We start from the raw sequence: 23418 nt of genomic DNA, 5'->3' as shown, positions 1-23418 counted from the left end.
TTACTTTAAATGTATAATAAAACCATAAGTTGTGCAATCGCTTTCATAAAATTTAGTTGAAATAATATTTTTCTATTTAACTTACATACCATGCAATAACAGGAATAAATAGAAAATTATTTTCATAGATAAATTTTATGTTAGCGTTTTCATTAAATTTATTGTGCAAACGGTTGTACAACTTTGGTAAAAAAGAGAGACACAAATTGGGAGGGGTAAAGAAATGAAAAAGTCACTATCATTCTTATCTATTTTGGTTCTACTGATGGCTATTTTAGCAGCATGTGGACCAGATAGAGAAACTAACACGGGCACGTCTACTTCAAACAATAATGAAAATGCTAGTAGCTCGGATGAACCTGCTAAACCAGAAAAGCTAATTGTATGGGAAGATACAGATAAATCTGTAGCCTTAAAACCTGCAATAGAGTCTTTTGAAAAAGAATATGGTATTAAAGTAGAATTCAAAGAATTAGGTATGGCTGATAAAATGCGTGATCAGCTTCGTATGGACGGTCCATCTGGAACTGGTGCAGATGTAGTTACTTTACCTCATGACCAAATCGGCCAGGTAGTAACAGAAGGTCTTATACAAGAAATTGAAGTAAGTGATGAAGTTCTATCAATCTTCAGTGATTCTTCTGTAAATGCACAAAAATACGATGGCAAGCTTTATGGGCTTCCTAAAGCGACTGAGACACCAGTATTCATCTATAACAAGGCATTAATGTCTGAAGCACCGGAAACTATGGATGAGGTATATGAGTTTTCAAAAGGTTTTACAGATGGCAAACAATTTGGATTTATCGCAACTTGGGATGATTTCTATTTTGCACATGGGGTAATTGCTGGTATGGGCGGATACGTTTTCAAGGAAAATGATGGCGCTCTTGACAGAGACGATATCGGTTTAAATAACGAGGGAGCAATTGAAGGAGCTTCTTACATTCAAAAATGGTATTCAGAAGGATTATTCCCTAAAGGAATTATTGGGGAAAGTGGTGGTTCTACTAGAGACGGTCTATTCAACGAAGGAAAAATTGCTTCAGTTATGAATGGTCCATGGTCTTTCCAAAGCATGAAGGATGCTGGAATAGATATCGGTATTTCAGCAATGCCAAAGCTTACGAATGGTGAACCAATGAAAACGTTCATGGGAGTTAAAGGATGGCATGTAACTGCTTTTACAGAACATAAATACTGGTCTACTAAATTAGTCGAGTGGTTAACAAACGAAGAAAATGCAAAAATTCGTTTTGAAACTACACAAGAAATTCCACCAGTTAAAACACTAGTAGAAGATCCAATCATTGCAGATAACGAAGGAGCTAAAGCTGTAGCACTTCAATCTCAATATGCAGTTCCAATGCCAAACATTCCAGAAATGGCTGAAGTATGGAGTCCGGCTGCTTCTGCATTGCAAACTATTGCAACTGGAAAAGCTGAGCCTAAGGCCGCAATGGATGATGCAGTTAAAAACATCAAAACAAATATAGAAACAAATCACCCTAAATGATTTTAAATGATTTTTAATCGCAAAGGCATGTTTCCTACACGGGGGCATGGCTTTGCTTATATTTAAAGGATTGTGAATACAATTTTGAGAGAAAATACTCCTTTCAAAGGAAAGAAGGAGGCCGCATTAGCAATGGACAGTAATGCCACCAACAAACATAGAAAAACAGCTGGGTTATTATCGATTATTCCAGGCATTGGTCAGTTTTACAATAAACAATATGTTAAAGGAATCATTTTCTTAGTTTTAACAGCCGCATTTTTTAGTAGTTTTTATCAAACTCTTAATTGGGGCTTTTGGGGATTGTTCACACTTGGAGAAATACCAGGTCTAGACCACTCCGTATTCTTATTAGTAGATGGAGTCATAGCTTTGCTAGTAGCAGCAATCGGTTTAGGTATTTATGCATTTAACATTTACGATGCGTATAACAACGGAAAAAAAAGAGATAAAGGCTTCGAGTTAAACAGTGTAAGAGAGCAATATCATAATTTAATAGACAATGGTTTTCCTTATCTTATGATTTCCCCTGGTTTTTTACTGTTAATCTTTGTTGTAATTTTCCCTATCTTTTTCGTAATATTACTTTCTTTTACTAACTATGATTTATACCACACGCCACCGGCTAAATTAGTCGATTGGGTAGGAATACAAAACTATATTGATATTTTCAAACTAGAGTTATGGCGCTCTACTTTCTTTAGTGTTCTTGGATGGACGATTGTATGGACTTTTGGAGCAACAACAATCCAGGTAGCAATCGGTATATTCCTCGCAGTTGTGATTAACCAAAAGGATTTAAAAGGAAAAGCTGTTTTCCGTACGATTTTAATACTTCCTTGGGCAGTACCAGCATTTATCTCGATTTTGATATTCTCTGGAATGTTCAATGAATCATTCGGAGTAATAAATGATGGCATACTAAGCTTTTTTGGAATAGATCCTGTCCCATGGATGACTTCTGAAATGTGGACCCGTATCGCCTTAATAGGTATACAATCGTGGCTTGGATTTCCTTTTATATTTGCTATGACAACTGGTGTTCTACAGTCTATTCCTGATGAACTATATGAGGCAGCTAACGTGGATGGTGCTTCTATTTGGCAAAAGTTTCGAAGCATCACATTACCGATGGTACTTTATGCGACTGCTCCGATTTTAATCACGCAATATACATTTAACTTTAATAATTTCAACGTAATTTTCTTATTCAACGGCGGTGGGCCAGCATTGACTGGGCAAAATGCTGGAGGTACAGACATTTTAATCTCATGGATTTACAAGTTAACGATGACTTCCGCTCAGTATGGTAAAGCTGCAGCCATAACGATGCTATTATCCTTAGTTGTTGTAGCCGTTGCCCTATGGCAGTTTAAACGCACAAATTCATTTAAAGAGGAGGATATGATGTGATATGAATATGAAGACTGAAAAAATCATCAGACTGACACTTTCATACTTTATTCTCCTGGTAGCTGCTGTAGTTGTTATTTATCCACTTCTTTGGGTTATTGGTTCATCACTCAATCCGGGTCAAAGTCTTTCGGGATCTACCATGTTTCCTGAAAATCCGACTTTTAAACATTACTTAGACCTGTTCGATATGGAAAACTCTAACTATGTACTTTGGTATATCAACTCAATGAAAATTAGCTTGATCACAATGGCTTTAGCTGTAATTAGTGTATCTCTAACTGCATACGCCTTCTCTAGATACCGATTTGTCGGCCGTAAGAATGGACTATTAACGTTCTTAGTACTTCAAATGATCCCTAACTTTGCAGCTCTTATAGCAATTTTTGTTCTTGCACAAAGAACAGAACTTTTAGATACTCATTTAGGATTAATCCTAATTTATACAGGTGGGCAAATCCCTATGAATACATGGCTTATGAAGGGATATTTAGATACTATCCCTAAAGAGCTTGATGAATCTGCAAGGATGGACGGCGCAAGTCACCTTCGTATATTCTGGCAAATCATTATGCCATTAGCTAAGCCAATTATTGCCGTAGTTGCTTTGTTCTCCTTTATAGCACCGTTCGGAGACTTTATACTTGCTCGTGTAATGCTACGCTCCGAGGAAAAATTTACGATGGGCGTAGGACTGTATGAATTAGTATCTAAGCAATTTGGTAATGAGTTTACGACATTTGCAGCTGGTTCCGTTTTAATCGCAATTCCTATAACAATTTTGTTCTTAACTTTCCAAAAGTATTTTATCTCTGGATTAACTGCTGGTGGAACAAAAGGCTGACAATAGTTCATGGAAATTGGCGGGGGTGTATGACTATAAAAAGGTGTTTACAATTACTAATATTGCTAGTGCTTTTAGTTAGCTTCAATCCCTATCATGCTTCTGCTAATGTAGATACTACAATGCAGGATGAGGCTGTCTATATGATTATGGTGGACAGATTTAATAATGGTGACACTTCAAATGATAAGGACGCTAACCTAGATGATCCTTATGCCTATCATGGTGGGGATTTTAAAGGAATAATGGATAAGCTAGATTATATAAAAGAAATGGGTTTTACAGCTATTTGGCTGACACCCATCTTCGAGAACACTCCAAAAGGGTACCATGGATATTGGACAAAAGATTATTATAAAACTAACGAGTACTTCGGTACAATGGAAGAATTTAAAGCGTTAGTACAAGAAGCTCATGAAAGAGACTTAAAGATTATCTTAGATTTTGTTGTGAATCATGTTGGACCGAATCATGAATGGCTAAATGATCCCTCTAAGGAAGAGTGGTTTCATCCAAATCAGCCAATTTCTAATTGGAATGACCAAGCTGAAGTTGAGAACGGATGGTTGTATGACCTCCCTGATTTAAATCAAAGTAATCCAGAAGTAGCTGCCTACTTGATAGAAGCTGCAAAGTGGTGGATCAAGGAAACCGATATAGACGGTTATCGTTTAGATACAGTTAAGCATGTACCTAAGGAATATTGGTTCGATTTCTCCAGTGCTATTAAAGCTGAAAAGGAGAACTTTTATCTTATAGGTGAGGTATGGCATGATAATCCAAATGTAATTGCTGAATATGAAGAAACAGGGATTGATGGCTTTTTTGATTTTTCTCAAAATGATAGCCTTCGTACAGCTTTTGAGAAATCTAACCAATCACTTGGCTGGTTATTTTCAAACGTCGAAAGAAACGAAAAATTATTTAATCGTTCCAATTTTCTCGGCCAATTTATTGATAACCATGACATGACTAGATTTAGTAATTTGGTACTTAACCAAAAAGAAGAGCCTAAATCTCAACTCAAGAAGAGTCTTACTTATTTGTACACCGCTCCTGGTATACCGATAATTTATTATGGGACTGAAATAGCGATGGATGGCGGAAATGACCCTGACAATCGAAGAATGATGCAATTTGATAGTGAAAACAATTTAGTTGACTATATTTCCAAACTTGGGTCGTTAAGGACAGAACATCTTTCCCTTACAAGAGGAAAAATGGAGGTCCTTCACGAGGATGAAGGAATAGCTATATATTCTAGAGTGTATGAAGAAGAAACAATTGTGGTGGCTATTAATAACACTTCAGAGCAACAAAGGGTCGTTCTAGAGGGAAAGCTGGAAAATGGAAAAAGATTAATGAGCTTGCTGTCGGACTCTGTAATTAAATCCAACGGCAACCAGTACACGATTAATATAGAAAGCGGTCAATCAGAAATATACGAGCTAACGGAGAAAGCCGACACTAACTGGTTGTTTATAGTCTTATCTTCAGCCGTATTAGGTTCATTTATATTAATTCTCACATTGGGAATTAGAGAAGTTAAAAAACGATCAGTATTTTAGTTTATGCTAACCCTCTCTGTATACCGCGGATAGCATGATGCTATCACTCGGATAGCCGATTGGTTGTGGCTACATATACTTAAAAAAGTTCAAGCGAGAGGAGTTTTTCATTACATGAAGAGAAATTGGTGGAAAGAAGCAGTCAGCTATCAGGTATACCCTAGAAGCTTTATGGATAGTAACGGGGACGGAATAGGTGATCTGCGTGGAGTAATCTCAAAACTAGATTACTTGAAGGATTTAGGTATAGACGTAATATGGGTATCTCCATTTTACAAATCTCCAAATGCCGATAATGGTTACGATATAAGTGATTACCAAGGTATTTCAGAGCAGTATGGAGACATGAAGGATTTTGATGAGTTATTGGCAGAAACTCATGCCCGTGACATGAAACTTATTCTAGATCTTGTTATTAATCATACAAGTGACGAGCATCCTTGGTTTGTTGAATCACGTTCTTCTATAGATAACCCAAAAAGAGATTGGTATATATGGAGAGACGGTAAAGGTACTGAGCCGCCAAACAATTGGGAGAGTATTTTTTCTGGTAGTGCTTGGGAATACGATACAGCGACAGCGCAGTATTATATGCACCTTTTTGCCATTAAACAACCAGACTTAAATTGGGAAAACAAAGAAGTAAGAATAGCATTACATAAGATGGTCAATTGGTGGTTGGACAAAGGAATCGATGGTTTTCGTGTAGACGCTATCAGTCATATTAAAAAACGTGAGGGTTTTCCTGATATGCCAAATCCAGAAGGCAATCAGTACGTTTCCTCATTTGACATGCATACTAACCAACCAGGTATACAGACATTCCTAAGCGAATTAAAAGAAGAAACGTTCGCAAAATATGATATTATGACGGTCGGAGAAGCTAATGGCGTTGGTATAGACGAGGCAGACGAATGGGTTGGTGAGACAAACGGGAAGTTTGATATGATTTTTCAGTTTGAACACCTTGGACTTTGGAATAAGGATAAAAATAAGACTGTTGATGTGCTCGGACTTAAAAAAACACTAACAAAATGGCAAAAGGGACTTCACGAAAGAGGTTGGAATGCACTCTTTCTAGAAAACCATGACCAAACAAGAAGTGTTTCTAGCTGGGGAAATGACCAGGAATATTGGAATGAAAGTGCAAAAATGCTGGGTGCTTGTTATTTCTTAATGCAGGGTACACCTTTTATCTATCAGGGCCAAGAAATTGGTATGACGAATGTTCAGTTCCCTTCTATAGAAGATTATGACGATATCGGTATGCAAAATTTTTATGAGATCGAAATTGCAAAAGGTCGTCCTCATTTGGAAGTAATGGAAACCATTTGGACAAACGGAAGGGACAACTCACGAACTCCTATGCAATGGGATAATACTGAGAATGCTGGATTTACAAGTGGGACTCCTTGGATGAAGGTTAACCCGAACTTTTCTAGTATTAATGTTCAGGCCCAACTTAAGGATGAGAATTCCATCTATCACTTCTTTAAAAATATGATTAAACTTCGCAAGGAAAATGAAGTTTTTGTATATGGCTCTTATGATCTATTATTAGAAAATGACCCAGATGTATATATCTATAAACGTTGTCTGAATGAAAAGACAGCAGTTGTCCTATGCAACTTCCGTAACAAAACGGTAGAAGTTAATCTACACGAGTTGGAGCAAAAGGATTACCATCTTATGTTAAGCAATTATAAAAAAACACCTGATTCACTAACAGAGAAAGTGATATTAAAGCCATACGAAACGAGAATATATTTGTCAAAGTAAGAAAGCTCTGATGAATAGATACAGTCACTAACAATTGGTCATATGACTTAATTGGGCTAGTTAATAATAACACTTATCTATATAATTATATTTTACAGAAACATTATGAAAACAGAAAAAGAGTGGTGATATCCTGTGGCAATTACGATTAAAGATGTAGCAAAATTAGCAAATGTCGCTCCCTCAACCGTCTCTCGGGTAATTGCCAATAATCCCCGGATTAGTGAGAAGACAAAGAAGTGTGTTAGAGAAGCAATGGAGCAGCTAGGATATCATCCTAATTTTATTGCACGTAGTCTTGCTAGCCAATCGACAAAGGTAATCGGTCTAGTATTGCCTCCATCGACTGGTGCATTCTTTCAAAACCCATTCTTTGCTGAGGTTATGCACGGATTAAGTGAAGGAGTGCATGAAAAGCATTATGCACTTCAGATGACTACTGGAACGACTGAGGAAGAACTATTCAATGGTGTAGTGCAGATGGTTCAGGGGGGTAGAGTGGATGGAATTATACTCCTTTACTCTCGAATAAATGACGATATCTTAAACTATTTGAGATCTAGAAACTTTCCATTTGTAATGATTGGGAAGCCTTATGAGCATGTGGCAAAAATCACTCATGTAGATAATGATAACTTCCTAGCAGCGAAAGAGGCAACAGAGTACCTTATCGGTCTTGGACATGAGAATATCGGCTTTATCGGGGGCAGTCCTAACCTCACAGTAACTTTGGACAGACTCCATGGCTATAAGGCAGCTCTGCAAGAAAATGATATATCTTTGCAAGAAGATTATATTATACATTCTGAACAATTTCTAAGAGAGGGTGGCCAGAAAGCAGTAAGTAAACTTTTCTCGGGTACCATTTCTCCTACAGCGTTAATCGTTACAGATGACTTGATAGCGCTAGGAGTTGTAAACTCTCTTACAGAAATGGCAATTGACATTCCGAGTCAGGTTTCCATTATAAGCTTCAATAATGCTTTGTTTGCGGAAATGTCTCGTCCACCTCTAACATCCATTAATATCAACATAGTTGAATTAGGATATCAGGCAGCCAGAAGCCTGATTCAGGTGTTGGAGAATGAAAATGAACCAGTAAAGCGTATTATCATTCCGCATCAACTAGTAGTTCGTAACTCATGTGCAGTGTCACAAAAAAACGTTTTCGAAAGATAGTAGTCCATTTTAAAAAGTAAAATGGTTATCCGAATAATTTGGATAACCATTTTTATGTTTGATAATATTATTATGTAAACAAATAAAATATTTCCATTATTGTAAAGTTAATTTATAATGCTCTATAAGGAGGGAGATATACTATGTTTACATTTAATATTGACGAAAAAACTAAACTAAAAATGCTAGATTTACGGGACTCGGAACAAGTGTTCGAATTGACTATCATGTCCAAGGATACATTAAAGGAATGGTTACCTTTTATTGATTTTACAAAAACTGTTTCTGACACGGAGAATTTCATCAAATCTACTATGAAACAGTTTAGTGAAAATAATGGAATCCAAGCAGGGATTTGGTATGAAGACAATCTTGCTGGTATAATTGGTTTTCATAAAATTGACTGGAACAACAAATCTACGAGCATTGGATATTGGTTGGGCGATGCCTTTGTTGGCTATGGTCTAATGACTAAATCAGTAAAGGCATTTGTAGATTATGCATTAATCGATTTAGGATTAAATCGTGTAGAAATCCGAGCTGCGGTTGAGAATAAGAAAAGCAGAGCAATTCCTGAAAGACTTGGGTTTACCCATGAGGGAACTATTCGTCAATCAGAGTGGCTATACGACCATTATGTCGATCATGAGGTCTACGGCATGCTAGCAGCCGATTGGAAGAAATAATGATTTAAATAACCAGGTTGGTACCGTTTAATTTCTTTATTATTAAATTCTCTACAAAATCATATAGTGATAATAAAAGAAGACAAAGAAGGGACAGGAAATGATGATTGCGTACATATCCACGCTTAGCCCAGTTATGCAGGCATTATTAGCAACTTTGTTTACTTGGGGAATGACAGCGCTAGGCGCCTCCCTAGTGTTTACAACAAAGACAGTAAACCAAAAATTAATGGATGGTATGCTTGGCTCTGCTGGAGGAATAATGATTGCAGCAAGCTTTTGGTCGCTTCTTTCCCCTGCTATAGAGATGTCAAAAGAAGGCCCTTTTCCAGTTTGGTTTCCAGCAGCTGCTGGATTCCTCTTGGGTGGATTTTTCCTTTGGATCGCAGATAAAATCATCCCCCATATGCACCCTTCCTCTCACACCAATCAAACCGAAGGGATTAATCCGAAGGGGAAAAGAAGAAGTACACTGCTTGTCTTTGCAATCACTTTACATAATATTCCGGAAGGCCTAGCTGTCGGTGTCGCTTTTGGAGCAGTTGCAGCTGGTCTCGATTCAGCGTCTTTAACTGCAGCTGTAGCTCTAGCAATCGGAATTGGTATTCAGAACCTTCCTGAGGGTGCAGCGGTTGCAATGCCTCTAAGAAGAGAGGGGATGTCTCGTAGAAAGAGCTTCTTTTATGGACAATTCTCTGGAATGGTAGAACCAATTGCTGCAATTATCGGTGTCTTAGCAGTGTCCTTTATGTCTCCAATCTTACCTTTTGCTCTTGCATTCGCAGCTGGTGCTATGATTTTTGTTGTAGTGGAGGAGGTAATTCCTGGTTCACAGGAATACGGAAACGGAGATTTGGCAACTGTTTGCTTGATGATTGGATTTACAATTATGATGATTCTAGATGTAGCTTTTGGATGATGCCAAATAGGGTGAACGGTCATAATTTTTTTTATCCGGTCATAAAAGATCTCTGAACGGTTATAAATCTTGCCTATCCGGTCATAAAAAATTCTATCCGATAAAAAATCAACGCATCCTTTTTACTAGGATGCGTTGATTAGTTTAAATTTCAATAATAATAGGCAAAATCATCGGTTTTTTCTTTGTTCGTTTGTAAATCAAGTTTTCTACGGAGTTTTTAATATTCTTTTTGAGGGTACGTTGGTTTTTATTGTTATCCCATTTTTCTACAGTAGTGCGTACATTTTGATTGATAGAGTTAATAAGCTCTTCTGAATCTGGTCCATATACAAAGCCTCTTGTAAGAGTATCTGGACCATTCCATATTTTCTTCAGCCCTTTTTGTAGGCTTACGACTATAACAATCATTCCATCTCCAGCAAGAACCCTGCGGTCACGAAGAATTATTTCTCCTACATCTCCTATACCGGAGCCGTCCACAAAAACATCACCGGCCTCTATCGAGCGAGTTTGTATGACCTCATTTTCGTTAATAATATCGACAACATCCCCATTGTTCAGTAAAAATATATTGGAACGCTTAACACCGATGGACTGAGCGAGCTCTCTGTGAATATGCAGCATGCGATATTCACCATGTATAGGGATAAAATACTTTGGCTTCATCAAGGTCAGCATGAGCTTCAGCTCTTCTTGGTAAGCATGGCCAGATACATGCATCCCTGTTGCGCTTCCTGAACCATATATTACATTCGCTCCTAGGCGCAATAGATTGTCTACAACCCTCGTAACATTCGTTTCATTTCCAGGGATAGGGCTAGAAGAAAAGATTACTGTATCTTCTGGGAGAACTTCTAATTTACGGAACCGAGAGCTGGCTAGTCGAGAAAGAGCTGCCATTGGCTCACCTTGTCCACCTGTACAAAGAATCGCCACTTCTTCTGGTGACATTGAAGGAACCTCGCTTTCCTCTAGCAACATTCCTTCTGGTATTTTTAAATATCCTCGCTGAGTCGCTACCCTAACTACATTTACCATGCTTCTTCCAAGTAAAAGAATCTTTCTGTTGTTTCTAATGCAAGTGTCAACTATTTGCTGTACCCTGTGTACGTTTGAAGCGAAAGTAGTAATGAAAATTTTGCGAGTTGCCTTTCTAAAGGTTTCATCCAAATGTTCTTCTATTAGCCTTTCCGACGGGGAAGAGCCAGGTCGCTCTGCATTCGTACTTTCTGAAAGTAGCAATAGTACTCCGTCCTGACCAATTGCTGCCATACGATGTATATCTGCAGCTTGCTTATCCACGGGAGTCCAATCAAATTTAAAGTCTCCTGTATGCACAATTGTGCCTAGTGGCGTTTGAAAGGCTATACCAAGGCAATCTGGTATGCTATGGCTCGTCCGAAAAAAAGTTGTCCGAATAGTACCCAGCCTTAAGACATTATCCTCGTCTATCATAAAAAGCTTACTATCTCGAAGAATTCCATGTTCCTTTAACTTAATTTCAATCAAGCCGAGCGTCAGATTTGTGGCATAAACGGGTACATTCAACTGTTTTAAAAAGTAAGGTATTCCACCAATATGATCCTCATGGCCGTGTGTGACAATCAAACCACGTATTCTATCCTCGTTTTCTTTCAGATAGGTGATGTCAGGAATGATTAAATCTACGCCTGGAAGACTTTCATCGGGAAACTTCCCTCCACAGTCGATTATTACAATATCATCGTGTGATTCAATAACATACATGTTTTTTCCAATTTCATTTATACCGCCAAGCGCAAACACGGAAACGGTAGAATTTTTTGTATTCAAAAAAATACCTCCCTCATAAATAAACTATTTAAAGTATGAACTTTAAAAGCTTATTTATGAGGGAAAATCATGAAAGAAATTTTTATATTGCTTAACTAGTAAATATTAGGTTAAATTTTACATGTTTTGCTTGGCAAATATGTCACGTCGTGACATAGTCGTGTTGTGACATAGTACAAGAGGGTGGAGCAGCTTGGATAAATTAATCAAGAAATACATACCAATGACGGAAACAGCTTTCTATATACTTTTTTCATTGACTGAGCCACGACATGGTTATGGAATTATCAAAAGAGTAGAAGAACTGACTAACGGCAGACTACATTTAGGATCTGGCACTATTTATGGAACGCTCACTAAAATGCAGAACGATGAAATGATTACTGTATTCTCGGACGAAAAGAGAAAAACAATTTATGAAATTACCGAGCTTGGCAAGGTTATCATTCGGAAGGAAATGGAGCGTTTAAAAGAAGTACATAGCAATATTTTGCTTTATGAGGGGGAGTTCGATTGAAACAGTTCAAATTATTTTGGAGCTATCGTATATCATCCACTGAACGTTGGCTAGAAAGGATGACTTATAAAGGCTATATACTCAAAGACATTAACAGATTCACACGGATATTTACGTTTGATAAAACTGTGCCTCCTAACAAGGTTACCTTTTCAATACAATATAATTCCGGAGCGTTATCAGAAAGCTTAAAAAGCGATGGCTGGCAGGAGCATTCAACTACCGGTAAATGGGGTATTTTAAAAAATGAAGATATAATTGTTTCTTTTTATCCCTCCCGTGAAAGCTTGTTCAAAAGGATTCGTTTGCATGCGTATTTATTTCTTATGCTGTCCATATTTTATTTATCAACTGGCCCTATTAACTTGTTAATTTTTGAAACCATAAATACTAATGACCCTAATTATGCAGCACTTATTATTCCCGTACTAGTATTCTTGGCTTTAGCAGGACTATCGACTTTTGTTTTCATTTCCTATAGAACTTTTGAGAAAAAAACTTTTAATCTTAAGGACGAAATAAAATACGATAGAAAAAAAATAAGGAAAAATCAGCCACTCCAGACTAAAATATGGTTGGATGAGATGCATCATAAGGGCTACGAGCTTGAAAGTGTATTTGCTACAATCTTTTCTTTTGTTCCCTCTAGGCACGAAAAGATTGCATATGAGGTTACATTTGAACCAAAACTTAAATCTGATTATTATTTAATTCATAAAGAAATAGGATGGAAACTAAAATATACATCTAATATGTCTCTATTAAATTACTCTATTTGGGCGATGCCTTATGACGAGGCTAATAATAAACCAGCATTCTCCTATGACGTATCAGAAAAGCGACTCCAAATAAAAAAAGCCTTTAGGATGAATATGACAATCGCTATATTCTTGTTGTTTGTATTAGCACAGTCCATGTATATGCAATGGGTTCTTGACACAGATTCTTCTACAATTAATACTGTTTTAAAGTACCTTTTAACATGTATGACTATTTTTTGGATATTATTATCTGTCAAAATCATCACTGGATATAGGAAAGAAAAAAATTTACTAAAAGAATCCTAGAAATAGGATTCTTTTTTTTTTCTTCCAAGGAATTTTGCCATTGGACAAGATAAGTTATTGATTTATCAATAATTGAAATGGTATAATTTTCTTACAATTACTGAAGGGAGTGAGATTAAGCAATGACTAATTTAATGAAGATAACCTTGGAATTATATTTATTGCATCTCACTCATGCGGACTAAGTTATTAGGCTTTTGAACTTATTAATATAGGACATGTCAAGAGAGAAAATTGACTTTTTGTAAAGAAGAACGGAATGTCTAGTCACAGGGTTATTTTATATATCCTGTGGCTTTTTTCGTGTGAGTACAAAATATATTAAATAAATATAATTCCAGTTGTTCTTCTCCAAATTTATAACTAACTGGGGGCAAAATTAATGGAACCACATTTACTAGGTTGGAATGCTAATTTTGATGAATATTTTAGACCTTATAAAATAAAAGGTCTAAGAGCTGGTAGAGTGACATGCAAAATAAAAGATAATTATCTTGTAACATTTGAAGAGAAATCAATTACAGCTAGAATAACAGGAAGGTTTAGACATAATGCTCAATTAAATAAAGATTTTCCGGCAGTTGGAGATTGGGTAGTGTACGAAATTAAAAATAGTAATCCTCATGCTTTCATTCACGCTATTTTACCGAGAGAAAACGCTTATGTAAGGAAGCTTCCTATCTCTGGTGGGAGAAAATTAAATAATGGTGTTATTGGAGGAGGAAAAACAGAAGAACAAGTAATAGCTTCAAACATTAATACAGCATTTATCGTAGTTGGCTTAGATAATAATTTTGAAATTCGACGTATAGAAAGATTTTTAACTTTGATTTATAACAGTGGAATTGAACCAGTAGTTATTTTAAACAAAGTAGACTTATGTATTAATATTGCCGAATATATAAATCAAGTGAAAGAAATAGCAGATAAAGTAACTATTCATTCTGTCAGTGCAGAAAAAAATGTAAATATGGATATTTTCTTTAAATATTTAATGTGTGGAGAGACAGTTATATTTCTTGGATCATCTGGAGTAGGAAAATCAACAATAACTAACTTCTTGGTGGGTGATGAAATACAAAAAATACAGTCTATTAGTAAATTAACGGGCAAAGGAAAGCATACAACTACAAATTGTGAACTTATTTTCCTTCAAACTGGTGGCATAATCATAGATACTCCTGGTATAAGAGAATTGCAGCTATGGGGAGATGTAGAGATACTTGACCAAAGTTTTGAGGAAATCAAACAACTGAGTTACTATTGTAAATTTAAGAATTGTCAACATCGAAAAGAACGGGGCTGTGCCATTCAAAAAGCCATAAATGATAAACGTCTAAGTCAAAGCAGAGTTAATAGTTATAAAAAGCAGTTAGCTGAATTACAAAGATTAGACACAAGGAGAAGAGATTTCAAGAAAAAATTAAACAAAAAATGATGCAATATAACTTTAAGTAAGGGGAGTTGTCAGTTTATGTTGAAATTGAAATATCTTTTTAAAAATGAGGATTTAGCAGAAATGTTGTTGAGAAATTGGGAATTTGATGAACGCTCTCTTGATATGTTCAAGTACTACAGAATATCTTCAAATGCTATTTATCCATTTCAAGCAAGGGGCAAAACTCAATTTTTAAGATTTTCTCCAAAAACGGAGAAATTCGAAGAAAATATTTTAGCAGAATTGGACTTTATTTCTTACCTTCGATCCAAAAAGTATGGAGCAGTAGAAACTGCTGTATCAAAGAATGGGAAGGAGCTCGTCAAATTACAAACTCCATGGGGCGTATACTTTGCCTCTGTATTTAAACGTGTTGCAGGTGTGCAAATCATCAAGACCGATTTAAGTGACACAGTTATTTTTAATTATGGCAAAGCTTTAGGAAAGCTCCATCAGTTATCCAGTGAGTATAAAACTTCACAATACAAACGATGGTCATATAGCGACGTATTAAATTGGATTCACAATATTCTAGTTGATTTTCCTCTCGAAAAATCTGCATTGAAGGAAACCCTGTTATTACAAGATTATTTTGACTCAATTCCTAAGACAAACAACAATTTTGGACTGATTCATTATGATTTTGAATTTGATAATGTATTCTATGATGAAGAGTATAACTCTTGTAACGTTATTGATTTTGACGATGCCATGTATCACTGGTATGTAATGGATATCGAGCAATCACTTGATAGTTTACAGGATTGTATTCTGCCTGATATTTTTCAGCAGAAAAAAGAAAGCTTTTTGGACGGATATCGTACTGAATTTGAGATATCAGAAGATATGATGTCAATAATGCCAGCTTGTAGACGATTTGCAAATTTGTATAGTTATGTGCGTATTCTACGATCTGCGGAAGAAAAGTGGGACCAGGAACCGGAATGGTTAGCAGGTTTAAGAAAGAAATTAACAGAAGCTATGAAGAATAAATCATTGTGTTTTGGAATGGAAATATAATATTAGCCTTTTTATAGACCGACCATCGTCACATCCTCTAAACGAGGGACGGACTAATAAATCAACAAGTTATATTTGACTAAAAAGCCTGATTTCCTTCTATTTTATAGAGAAACAGGCTTTTATACTTGATATTAACTTAAAGTAAATCCACATTTTACTGATGTCATTTTCATTAACCTTAAAATTCGAAACTTTCTCAATATTTTTCCGTATGTGTATTAAGTGAACATACTATATCTGAAGAAGGAGAGGATGTTATGCATTGGATTATGTGGATTTTTTGGGGTTTCTTTGCTGCTATCATAATAGGTGCCTATCTCGTAGATCGGTTAAGTAGTAGGAATTATAACTTAACGCATAAGAAGACAATGAATCAAGTAGCCGCTCAAGCCAACTCAGACAGAGAGGTAGATCGTTACAACAACCAATTGTTCTAACTATATAAAAATGCAGCATAGGGTGTGGCATTAACCAAAAAGGAGCACTTTAATTAGAAAATTTAGCAATATGTAGGGAGCAAATAATGAAAACAATTGATAAAAAGATAGAAGAAATAAACAGTTTAATAAATGGAGTCATAGAAGAACAAGGAGTCGGGATTACTGTCTCTATAGTTAAAAAAGATGAACTAATTTTTGCAAAAGGATACGGTTACGCTCAGTTGGAGCCTACTACGAGCCTAATTGATGAAAATACAATCATGAGTATTCAAAGTGTAACAAAAAACTTTGTAGCAGTCTGCATTATGAAGCTTGTTGAAAAGGGCAGCATCCAACTCGATACACCAATCATTAAGTATTTGCCTTATTTCAGAACAAAAGATAAATACTTAAGCGATCAAATAACTGTAAAACATGTTTTAAGCCATACAACAGGCTTTCCAGCTGATTTAGGTATAGCCAATTTAGTTGCTCCAAATGTTAAAGAAATCTATTCAGACACACCTACTGAATGGGATGAGGCTTTAGCCTATTATAGGTTAGTAGAAGATGAATTAACTAGTATCCATACTAGAGAGGATATCACTAGGTGGTTTCGAAAAGTTAAGCTAGAATCACCCCCTGGACATGATTGGAACTATTGTACAGATGCATATGTTATTTTGGGAGATTTAATCGAGAAGGTTACCGGAGAAAGCTGGGAGACTTTCCTTCAAAATCAGTTCTTAACACCACTACAAATGACGCGAACTACTACAGATACAAATATCATTCTGACTGACAATAATTACGCAAAATATTATTTAGGTACCGACAAGGTTGAAACCCCTTATCCAACGAATTCTTTGGCTGCTCCAATAGGCTTTCTTTACTCTACAGCAACAGATTTGGCCAAGTATATGTCCTTTCATTTGAACTACAGTTCAAGTGAACAGCTTGAAAATACTCTCAAAAAGCAAATGCAAAATCCTGTATGTCGAGTGTCAGAAGAGTGGGATAATGAAACTAATACATGTTTTTATGGATTAGGCTGGTTTATCGAGGACTATAAGGGAAAAACCATCATCGAGCACGGCGGGGGACAGATGGCTGTAAGGGCATTAATCTCATTAATTCCAGAGGAAAACATTGGGGTAGCTGTTCTATTGAATTTTGATAGCACCGTCCATCGTTATATTAGCAGTAAAATCATAGATATTTTGCTAGATTTATAGATAAGAAAACCAATTTAAGGATGATTTTAAACATAGTTCTATTCATCATCGTATATCATAAGAGGAAGGGGTGTTTGTTGATGAATCGATACTCAGTAGCTGAATTTATACGCAAAACGGAGCAGGAGGATAAAGGAGAAGGCTTTTTCGAACTAGAAACAGAGCGCTTATTGGATGTTAACCTGGAGGGGCTTGTTTGGGCTAAAGCAGGTGCCATGGTCGCTTATCACGGAAAAATTAAATTTGAGCGTGAGGGCGTTTTAGAGCATGGTGTGGGCGCAATGTTTAAAAAGGCTTTGACTGGTGAAGGTGCCTCACTAATGAAGGCAAATGGCCACGGTAAATTATATCTAGCTGACAGTGGAAAGAAAATCATTATTCTTCATCTTCAAAATGAAGCGATTTATGTAAATGGGAACGATTTGCTTGCTTTCGAGCCGTCCATTAATCACAATATCAAAATCATGAAAAAAGTGGCAGGAATGATGTCTGGCGGGTTGTTTAATGTGAGATGTGAAGGAACTGGTTTAGTTGCTATAACTTCTCATTACGAGCCTCTCACACTGCGTGTGACACCAGGAAAGCCCATTTTCACAGACCCAAATGCTACAGTGGCTTGGTCCGGTAATCTACAGCCTGATTTCCAAACAGATATCTCCTTTAAAACCTTTGTTGGTAGAGGAAGTGGAGAATCAATACAAATGAAGTTCGAAGGAGATGGCTTTGTCATTGTCCAGCCCTATGAAGAAGTATATTTTCAGAGACAGAGTTAAATATACATTTTAAAAACAAGCAAATAAAGAAACGGAGGGTTAGCTATCAATCAACCGTATTTTTATACAGCTAACCTCGAAAAGCTAAGTTTCACAAAACTAGACAAATATTTTTGTTCTTAAAAAGAAATGTTTAATGGTTTCAACCATAAACGTTTCTTTTTTAATGAAACCATTTGCATATTATTTCGCATTTCTTACAAGGATTAATTTTTAACTTTAAACAACTATTCATTTAACAGCTAAATAACAGGTTTGTTACTAATGCAGCAAGTAATTGAAAAAGAGGAGAATAATCTTATCAACTAGAATAATTAACTATAGATAGAGGCATTTAAATGATGATAAACATTAAGGGGGAGTATAGCAGGTATGTTTCATGCAAAAGATGTTTTGTCTGACCAACTGTTAGCCAATGCAAACGATCCCAGTTGATACGTACCATTTTCAGAATCTGTAAATGGTTTGACAGAGGAACAAGCTTTTTGGAAGGCGAGTAAAGAAAATAATAGTATTGCAGAAATTGTACAGCATTTGCTTTATTGGAATAAAACCTGGCAAATAAGGTATAAGGAATCTAGTGTTAATGCAGTTCCAGCAGTTGGAAGTAATGACAGTACGTTTACCATCTCAAAAAATAAAACATTCGATGAACTAAAGAAACAACTTATAGAAGTTCTTTTACATTGGCAAATGATATTAACAGAAGAACAACTAGAAAAAAGTGTTCAAGAATACTCGAATGCCAATTGGTGGCAAGTAGTAGGGAATGTCACCACACATAATGCATATCACATCGGTCAAATTGTTTATATTAGGAAGCTACAAAAGAGCTGGAAATAGAGTATAAAATTTAAGTAAGATATTTAATAGTTATAGAATTAACAGCTTCTTCAATAAGGATGCTATACCTAAAATAAAGACAGAGGAATACGATAATCCACTGTCTTTATTTTAAATTTCATTCACATGAGAAGATTGACTTGTATTGCCTGGAGAAATCATTCAACTCATTCATCAACCGTTAGGGCTGAAAGAACTGCTCCAACGGCTTGTATCCAACTACCGACTGTATTCATTTCTTGCGGTTTTTGACTATTTGAAGGATATTTAATTGATAATGCTTGATAAATAGTTCCAATCACTTGGAGTACATTTCCAATATTGTTTAGTGCGTCTTCTATCGACTGATTTCCAGAATAATCTATCGTGAGAACTCCACCTAGCGCTTGAACAAAATCACCCTGTGCACTTATGAGGGAACTCGTATTTTGATCCTCGATAAAAAATGACTCGAGCGTAATGAGATTACCTATGGCCCCTAGTTGACTTCCTACTTTATCCAGATAATCCGCATCCGTGGGGATTATACCACTCCCAATTGCTTGTAGAGCATCCCCTATGATGTTCAGGTCTCTTAACATTGCGTTTGATAATACTTGTGAAGGAGTACTACCTATTGCAGATATAACTGTACCTACTGCAATAATCCAAGAGCTTATTTGTGATACATTCCACATTTAAATCATTCCAATAACAATTGATTAAACCCTCTAAATAGTATATGCAAGCCTTTTAAGTACAATTGGTCAAATGATTGATATCGTTTTCTTTCTCAATAATTTAGCCTATGAAATAAAGATCTAGATTTTATATCTGTTTTTTGTTGCTAGTACTATGTAAAATATTTATGTATGGATTTACGAAGGAGAGAGGTAGAACAGAATGAACAATGCTGCAAACCTATGGAATCAGATAATCGCAAGAGGTGAAAAATTTGAGGAAGGGTTTAAAGAGTCATTAAACCTTCAACCTGGCGTCACTGACAAAGAATTGGATTTACTCCAACAAAAGCTGGAAGTTAAGCTACCAGAAGAAGTACAGAATTTTTACAGAGTGTATAACGGACAAGTTTGGGAGCCTGGTGTGAATCCATTTGTAAGAAATTTGGTTCTTTCTCCCATCCACAAAATTATAAAGGATTGGTCGTTTTTGCAGGAAGAATATGATCCCGATGATATGCAGCCAGAAAATGAAAAAGAAATAAAGCCATTTATATGGAATTCTAAGTGGATTCCAATTGCCGACAATGGTGCTGGTGACTATCTTTGCATGGACATGGATCCAACTGAAGCTGGAACAATCGGTCAGGTTTTATACTACTGGCACGATTGGGAGGATAGATCCCTTGATGCAAATAGCTTTTTTGAATTCATCGAAATTTGTTTGCTGGAGGATTACGATAACTAAGTGTTTATTCTTTTTTAACTCTATTGAATTTAGCTAGTTTTGTAGATAGCACCACTTTATTCCAATAATAATTTCTCCATTCATATTTTATGGTAATATATACTAATAAATATAAAATATTCAATGAAATGGGGATTAAATCAATGAAACTATTAAAAATGAGTTTAGCATTCTTAGCTTGCTTAATGCTATTGGCTTGGTCCAATGGAGAAGCTTCCGCTGAGTCAGCATGGACGTCTAAATGCTCTTCATATGGGGAAATAAAGCCAAACCAAAATCCATCTTTTCAGTATATGAACTGTCTACTTACGAATGCAGCCATAGAAGCAAAAATTCCTCCTGAAGTTGTGAAGGCTGTTGCTACTAAAGAAAATGGCGGTTGGAAACAATTCGATGCAAATGGTCAGCCTGTAATCTCAACGGATCAAGGGATTGGTCTTATGCAAGTTACCAATCAACTAAGCTATGATCAAGAAAGATTGAAATACGATATCACTTATAATATTCAAGCAGGCGTCGAAATTCTTAACAGTATGTATAAACGTAATGATTTGCCTAAAATAATAGGCGGAGGACCTGAAATAATCGAGAACTGGTACTTTCCAGTCATGGCTTATAACGGTATAAAACCTGCTAACAGTCCACTATATAAGTCCAATGGATTGAAGAACATTGGTGCTTATCAAGAAAAAGTCTTTACATTTATTGAAAAGGATAGTTACTTGAATAGCACTAAATTAGCGCAGTTTCCTTTCAGTTTAGCTGATTTTGAATATGACCCTAACAGCAGTGACAATATTGCCTTTACGAAGAAGGAATATACATTAACGGATCAATTGCATACCTCTTCATATCATTTCCAAAAAGGAAGCAAGGTATTGCTAACAGCAGACAATGTAAAATTAAGATCGCAACCTAGTACTTCTTCAGTAGCAAATACTTTAGCCAAAAACACTACCTTAATTATTGAAGATAAATTCTTATACGACCAATCTCCAACGAGCATAAACCAATTTGTGTGGTACCCTGTTAAAACTGAAGATCAAAAGCTAACAGGTTATATTTCCTCTGCTTATATTAAGAAAAAGACAGATGTTCCATCTATAAAAAAAGTGATGTGGGGAAAAACAGAGCTAAAATTAGGGCAAATAGGTAAAGCTACTATTTTATCCAATACAAGCTTGGTCAAGATGGAAAGCAATGGTTCATTGACTACTGTTCGAACTTTGAAAAAAGGTGAAGAATACCGTGTTTATAACTATAAGAGCAATCATGGTGGTTTATATGGTGTAGGTGGTGGAAATTACATTCAAAAATCACCAAATGTAAAATACGAAACACCATCGAAAAGCAAGCTAGCATTACTTAAGCAATAAAAAAGTGTTCGATGTAAATAACTACCTAAAGTCATAAAGAATACTGCAAACGGCAAAATAGGAGTTGCACAAGAGTAAAATTTCAGTAATTGAACTGCTGCATAAGTATATAAAGAAATAGTAAATATTTTAATAATGTTATAAGCGTTGGAGTTTACGACAGAGTTGTTTTTCACGAACAAGTTAAGGCGAACTTAATAAGCCTGTTAGGTAATCAAAAGTTAACCGGCAGGCGAGTAAATGTATAAGTGACTTAGCATAGAGCGAATGTCTAAACTTTTGTGGCAGTCGAAATAAGAAAGAGGTGTAGGCGCACCTCTTTCCATAATTTTTAATTTTAGTTTACATAATATAAATTATACGAAGTTACGTTTCATTTGAAAAGTATACTTGAAACAGTGAGATATTTGAGAAAAATACGTAAATACATGATTTTTATAGATTATAAATTTATAGCTTTTTTGCATTTAAATAACTCATAGTTTTAGTTGTTACAATTGTTCAAGTTATTGTCTTCCTTGTTTTCAAATTAACTGTAAATTGCAATTCAGACACTATACACATCATTTATTTTGTTTTACCTTATTTATCACTTATTTCTGTTTCAATTCCAAATCTCATCCAGCTTATCTGAATAAAATTCAATTGCCTTTTTGTAGCTTTGTATATTTTCATCTATTGACGTATCTTTAATGTTTTTTAATAATAGTTCCATAGCTTTGTTATGATCATTTAAGTTGTATAATGTCATCGCTAAGAATACTTGCATAGCTCTATTATCTGGAAATCGTTCTAAACCCTGCTGCAAGGTTTTTTGGGACTTTACGTATTCTCCGAGTGTTCTATATGTACTTCCAAGCCCAATAAAAGCCCCTTCCTGATCTTTTTCAGGTAATCCTAGACTAATTGCTCTCTCGTAAAATGGAACAGCCTTAAGCTCCTCTCCTTGCGCGTCAAAGCTCCAGGCACATTGATAATTAATATAAGCATTTTGAGGGAAATCTTTAACCAATTGAAGCAAAATAGTATTGGAATCTAGAAGAAGACCTTTTTTTCTCAATTTAAGTGCTTGTTCTAATAATTTTTCCATAGAAACCTCTCCCTTCCTATTTTTAATGAATTTAACCTTTTTCTATTCAATAGTTTTTTTCTCACTATTCATTATATTGTAAATATGAGTTCTATGAGTAAATCCATTGTAATTATTAGCCCTGCTTTCTATTGGTACTAGTGTTACAGAGATTTCTTTTTGTTGCGTCTATAAAAAAGTCTCCATGAATAATATACTATCCAAGCAAGGTAAATTAACAAATGTGGAATGTAATTATATTCAAGATCAATGAACAAAAAGGTTATGCTGCCTACAACAATCGTTGGTAATATAATATAAAACCACATTCGAACTTCTTTGTTTTTAAAGCTTAAATCAAATCGATCGCTCATCTGCTCCATCCTGCCATTCTTTACATAATATTATCCTCTTACAGATTAAAAAATTAACTGATATCACCAAGTACAAAGTTCATAACTTTTAAATATGAATAATTTCTCTTTCTCCCTTTAAGACTTCTTCTTTAGTTGAATATTGTGTATACTTCTTT

21 protein-coding genes and 1 pseudogene are annotated in these 23418 nt (G+C 35.6%); 18 read left to right on the top strand and 4 right to left on the bottom strand.

Annotated elements, in window-relative coordinates:
• The first annotated feature begins 223 nt into the window (after positions 1 to 223).
• The 8 genes from MKY94_RS10515 (at position 224) to MKY94_RS10480 (ending at position 9904) form a co-directional block, all read left to right on the top strand.
• Positions 224 to 1516, top strand: a complete 1293-nt coding sequence (locus tag MKY94_RS10515; protein WP_342577044.1) for an extracellular solute-binding protein — start codon at positions 224 to 226, stop codon at positions 1514 to 1516.
• A 132-nt stretch (positions 1517 to 1648) separates the two neighbouring features.
• Positions 1649 to 2929: a sugar ABC transporter permease gene (locus tag MKY94_RS10510; protein ID WP_342578678.1), complete on the top strand. Its 1281-nt coding sequence runs from the start codon at positions 1649 to 1651 to the stop codon at positions 2927 to 2929.
• 1 nt (position 2930) lies between these two features.
• Entirely contained in the window at positions 2931 to 3773 is an 843-nt protein-coding gene (locus tag MKY94_RS10505) for a sugar ABC transporter permease (RefSeq protein WP_144536394.1), read from the top strand.
• Positions 3774 to 3802: 29 nt separating this feature from the next.
• Positions 3803 to 5341, top strand: a complete 1539-nt coding sequence (locus tag MKY94_RS10500; RefSeq protein WP_225216012.1) for an alpha-amylase family glycosyl hydrolase — start codon at positions 3803 to 3805, stop codon at positions 5339 to 5341.
• A 114-nt stretch (positions 5342 to 5455) separates the two neighbouring features.
• Positions 5456 to 7120, top strand: a complete 1665-nt coding sequence (locus tag MKY94_RS10495) for an alpha-glucosidase (protein WP_151109818.1) — start codon at positions 5456 to 5458, stop codon at positions 7118 to 7120.
• A gap of 135 nt (positions 7121 to 7255) precedes the next feature.
• Positions 7256 to 8299: a LacI family DNA-binding transcriptional regulator gene (locus MKY94_RS10490; protein ID WP_144536399.1), complete on the top strand. Its 1044-nt coding sequence runs from the start codon at positions 7256 to 7258 to the stop codon at positions 8297 to 8299.
• A gap of 143 nt (positions 8300 to 8442) precedes the next feature.
• Positions 8443 to 8985, top strand: a complete 543-nt coding sequence (locus MKY94_RS10485; protein WP_151109820.1) for a GNAT family protein — start codon at positions 8443 to 8445, stop codon at positions 8983 to 8985.
• Positions 8986 to 9088: 103 nt separating this feature from the next.
• Entirely contained in the window at positions 9089 to 9904 is an 816-nt protein-coding gene (locus tag MKY94_RS10480) for a ZIP family metal transporter (protein ID WP_144537184.1), read from the top strand.
• Between the two features lie 144 nt (positions 9905 to 10048).
• Here the strand turns inward: MKY94_RS10480 and MKY94_RS10475 are convergent, their stop codons facing one another.
• Entirely contained in the window at positions 10049 to 11719 is a 1671-nt protein-coding gene (locus tag MKY94_RS10475) for a ribonuclease J (RefSeq protein WP_144536403.1), read from the bottom strand.
• A 223-nt stretch (positions 11720 to 11942) separates the two neighbouring features.
• On the opposite strand from MKY94_RS10475, the gene MKY94_RS10470 reads away from it, so the two are divergent.
• The 8 genes and pseudogenes from MKY94_RS10470 (at position 11943) to MKY94_RS10435 (ending at position 19034) form a co-directional block, all read left to right on the top strand.
• A complete protein-coding gene (locus MKY94_RS10470; protein WP_151113662.1) occupies positions 11943 to 12236 on the top strand; it encodes a PadR family transcriptional regulator in 294 nt (97 codons plus the stop codon).
• Positions 12233 to 13303, top strand: coding sequence for a DUF2812 domain-containing protein (locus tag MKY94_RS10465; RefSeq protein ID WP_151109822.1), 1071 nt, complete (start codon positions 12233 to 12235; stop codon positions 13301 to 13303). Before MKY94_RS10470 ends, MKY94_RS10465 begins: the two co-directional genes overlap by 4 nt.
• A 382-nt stretch (positions 13304 to 13685) precedes the next feature.
• Positions 13686 to 14741 (top strand): ribosome small subunit-dependent GTPase A, encoded by a 1056-nt coding sequence (rsgA, locus tag MKY94_RS10460; protein WP_151109824.1) that lies wholly within the window; start codon positions 13686 to 13688, stop codon positions 14739 to 14741.
• A 36-nt stretch (positions 14742 to 14777) separates the two neighbouring features.
• Positions 14778 to 15761 (top strand): phosphotransferase, encoded by a 984-nt coding sequence (locus tag MKY94_RS10455; protein ID WP_151109826.1) that lies wholly within the window; start codon positions 14778 to 14780, stop codon positions 15759 to 15761.
• A 260-nt stretch (positions 15762 to 16021) separates the two neighbouring features.
• Positions 16022 to 16201 (top strand): hypothetical protein, encoded by a 180-nt coding sequence (locus MKY94_RS10450; RefSeq protein WP_144536412.1) that lies wholly within the window; start codon positions 16022 to 16024, stop codon positions 16199 to 16201.
• 86 nt (positions 16202 to 16287) lie between these two features.
• Positions 16288 to 17418: a serine hydrolase domain-containing protein gene (locus MKY94_RS10445; RefSeq protein WP_151109829.1), complete on the top strand. Its 1131-nt coding sequence runs from the start codon at positions 16288 to 16290 to the stop codon at positions 17416 to 17418.
• A gap of 80 nt (positions 17419 to 17498) precedes the next feature.
• Positions 17499 to 18191 carry an AIM24 family protein gene (locus tag MKY94_RS10440; protein WP_342577041.1) on the top strand — a complete coding sequence of 231 codons (693 nt, stop codon included), beginning with the start codon at positions 17499 to 17501 and terminating at the stop codon, positions 18189 to 18191.
• A 372-nt stretch (positions 18192 to 18563) separates the two neighbouring features.
• Positions 18564 to 19034: pseudogene (locus tag MKY94_RS10435) on the top strand (DinB family protein).
• A gap of 167 nt (positions 19035 to 19201) precedes the next feature.
• Here the strand turns inward: MKY94_RS10435 and MKY94_RS10430 are convergent.
• Entirely contained in the window at positions 19202 to 19711 is a 510-nt protein-coding gene (locus tag MKY94_RS10430) for a hypothetical protein (protein WP_342577040.1), read from the bottom strand.
• A 205-nt stretch (positions 19712 to 19916) separates the two neighbouring features.
• On the opposite strand from MKY94_RS10430, the gene MKY94_RS10425 reads away from it, so the two are divergent.
• Entirely contained in the window at positions 19917 to 20441 is a 525-nt protein-coding gene (locus MKY94_RS10425) for an SMI1/KNR4 family protein (protein WP_151109835.1), read from the top strand.
• A 143-nt stretch (positions 20442 to 20584) separates the two neighbouring features.
• Complete coding sequence (locus MKY94_RS10420; RefSeq protein ID WP_151109837.1) at positions 20585 to 21817, top strand: SH3 domain-containing protein; 1233 nt, start codon at positions 20585 to 20587, stop codon at positions 21815 to 21817.
• A 604-nt stretch (positions 21818 to 22421) separates the two neighbouring features.
• Here MKY94_RS10420 and MKY94_RS10415 read toward each other — a convergent pair.
• Together MKY94_RS10415 and MKY94_RS10410 are read right to left on the bottom strand one after the other, a co-directional pair.
• Positions 22422 to 22907 (bottom strand): tetratricopeptide repeat protein, encoded by a 486-nt coding sequence (locus MKY94_RS10415; RefSeq protein ID WP_151109839.1) that lies wholly within the window; start codon positions 22905 to 22907, stop codon positions 22422 to 22424.
• Positions 22908 to 23050: 143 nt separating this feature from the next.
• Complete coding sequence (locus MKY94_RS10410; RefSeq protein WP_191697110.1) at positions 23051 to 23260, bottom strand: hypothetical protein; 210 nt, start codon at positions 23258 to 23260, stop codon at positions 23051 to 23053.
• Positions 23261 to 23418: the final 158 nt, after the last annotated feature.

Source organism: Psychrobacillus sp. FSL K6-2843 (genome assembly GCF_038626375.1).
In the GTDB taxonomy this organism is placed as follows: Bacteria; Bacillota; Bacilli; order Bacillales_A; family Planococcaceae; genus Psychrobacillus; species Psychrobacillus faecigallinarum.
Note: the sequence above shows the minus strand (reverse complement) of the source record. Positions and strands in the feature narration are given on the sequence as shown.

Excerpts from the sequence above, each read along its gene's own strand:
- MKY94_RS10515 (WP_342577044.1), top strand. The coding sequence starts at position 224 with ATGAAAAAGTCACTATCATTCTTATCTATTTTGGTTCTACTGATGGCT.
- MKY94_RS10510 (WP_342578678.1), top strand. The coding sequence starts at position 1,649 with ATGGACAGTAATGCCACCAACAAACATAGAAAAACAGCTGGGTTATTA.
- MKY94_RS10505 (WP_144536394.1), top strand. The coding sequence starts at position 2,931 with ATGAATATGAAGACTGAAAAAATCATCAGACTGACACTTTCATACTTT.
- MKY94_RS10500 (WP_225216012.1), top strand. The coding sequence starts at position 3,803 with ATGACTATAAAAAGGTGTTTACAATTACTAATATTGCTAGTGCTTTTA.
- MKY94_RS10495 (WP_151109818.1), top strand. The coding sequence starts at position 5,456 with ATGAAGAGAAATTGGTGGAAAGAAGCAGTCAGCTATCAGGTATACCCT.
- MKY94_RS10485 (WP_151109820.1), top strand. The coding sequence starts at position 8,443 with ATGTTTACATTTAATATTGACGAAAAAACTAAACTAAAAATGCTAGAT.
- MKY94_RS10480 (WP_144537184.1), top strand. The coding sequence starts at position 9,089 with ATGATTGCGTACATATCCACGCTTAGCCCAGTTATGCAGGCATTATTA.
- MKY94_RS10470 (WP_151113662.1), top strand. The coding sequence starts at position 11,943 with ATGACGGAAACAGCTTTCTATATACTTTTTTCATTGACTGAGCCACGA.
- rsgA (WP_151109824.1), top strand. The coding sequence starts at position 13,686 with ATGGAACCACATTTACTAGGTTGGAATGCTAATTTTGATGAATATTTT.
- MKY94_RS10455 (WP_151109826.1), top strand. The coding sequence starts at position 14,778 with ATGTTGAAATTGAAATATCTTTTTAAAAATGAGGATTTAGCAGAAATG.
- MKY94_RS10450 (WP_144536412.1), top strand. The coding sequence starts at position 16,022 with ATGCATTGGATTATGTGGATTTTTTGGGGTTTCTTTGCTGCTATCATA.
- MKY94_RS10445 (WP_151109829.1), top strand. The coding sequence starts at position 16,288 with ATGAAAACAATTGATAAAAAGATAGAAGAAATAAACAGTTTAATAAAT.
- MKY94_RS10440 (WP_342577041.1), top strand. The coding sequence starts at position 17,499 with ATGAATCGATACTCAGTAGCTGAATTTATACGCAAAACGGAGCAGGAG.
- MKY94_RS10430 (WP_342577040.1), bottom strand. The coding sequence starts at position 19,711 with ATGTGGAATGTATCACAAATAAGCTCTTGGATTATTGCAGTAGGTACA.
- MKY94_RS10425 (WP_151109835.1), top strand. The coding sequence starts at position 19,917 with ATGAACAATGCTGCAAACCTATGGAATCAGATAATCGCAAGAGGTGAA.
- MKY94_RS10420 (WP_151109837.1), top strand. The coding sequence starts at position 20,585 with ATGAAACTATTAAAAATGAGTTTAGCATTCTTAGCTTGCTTAATGCTA.
- MKY94_RS10415 (WP_151109839.1), bottom strand. The coding sequence starts at position 22,907 with ATGGAAAAATTATTAGAACAAGCACTTAAATTGAGAAAAAAAGGTCTT.
- MKY94_RS10410 (WP_191697110.1), bottom strand. The coding sequence starts at position 23,260 with ATGAGCGATCGATTTGATTTAAGCTTTAAAAACAAAGAAGTTCGAATG.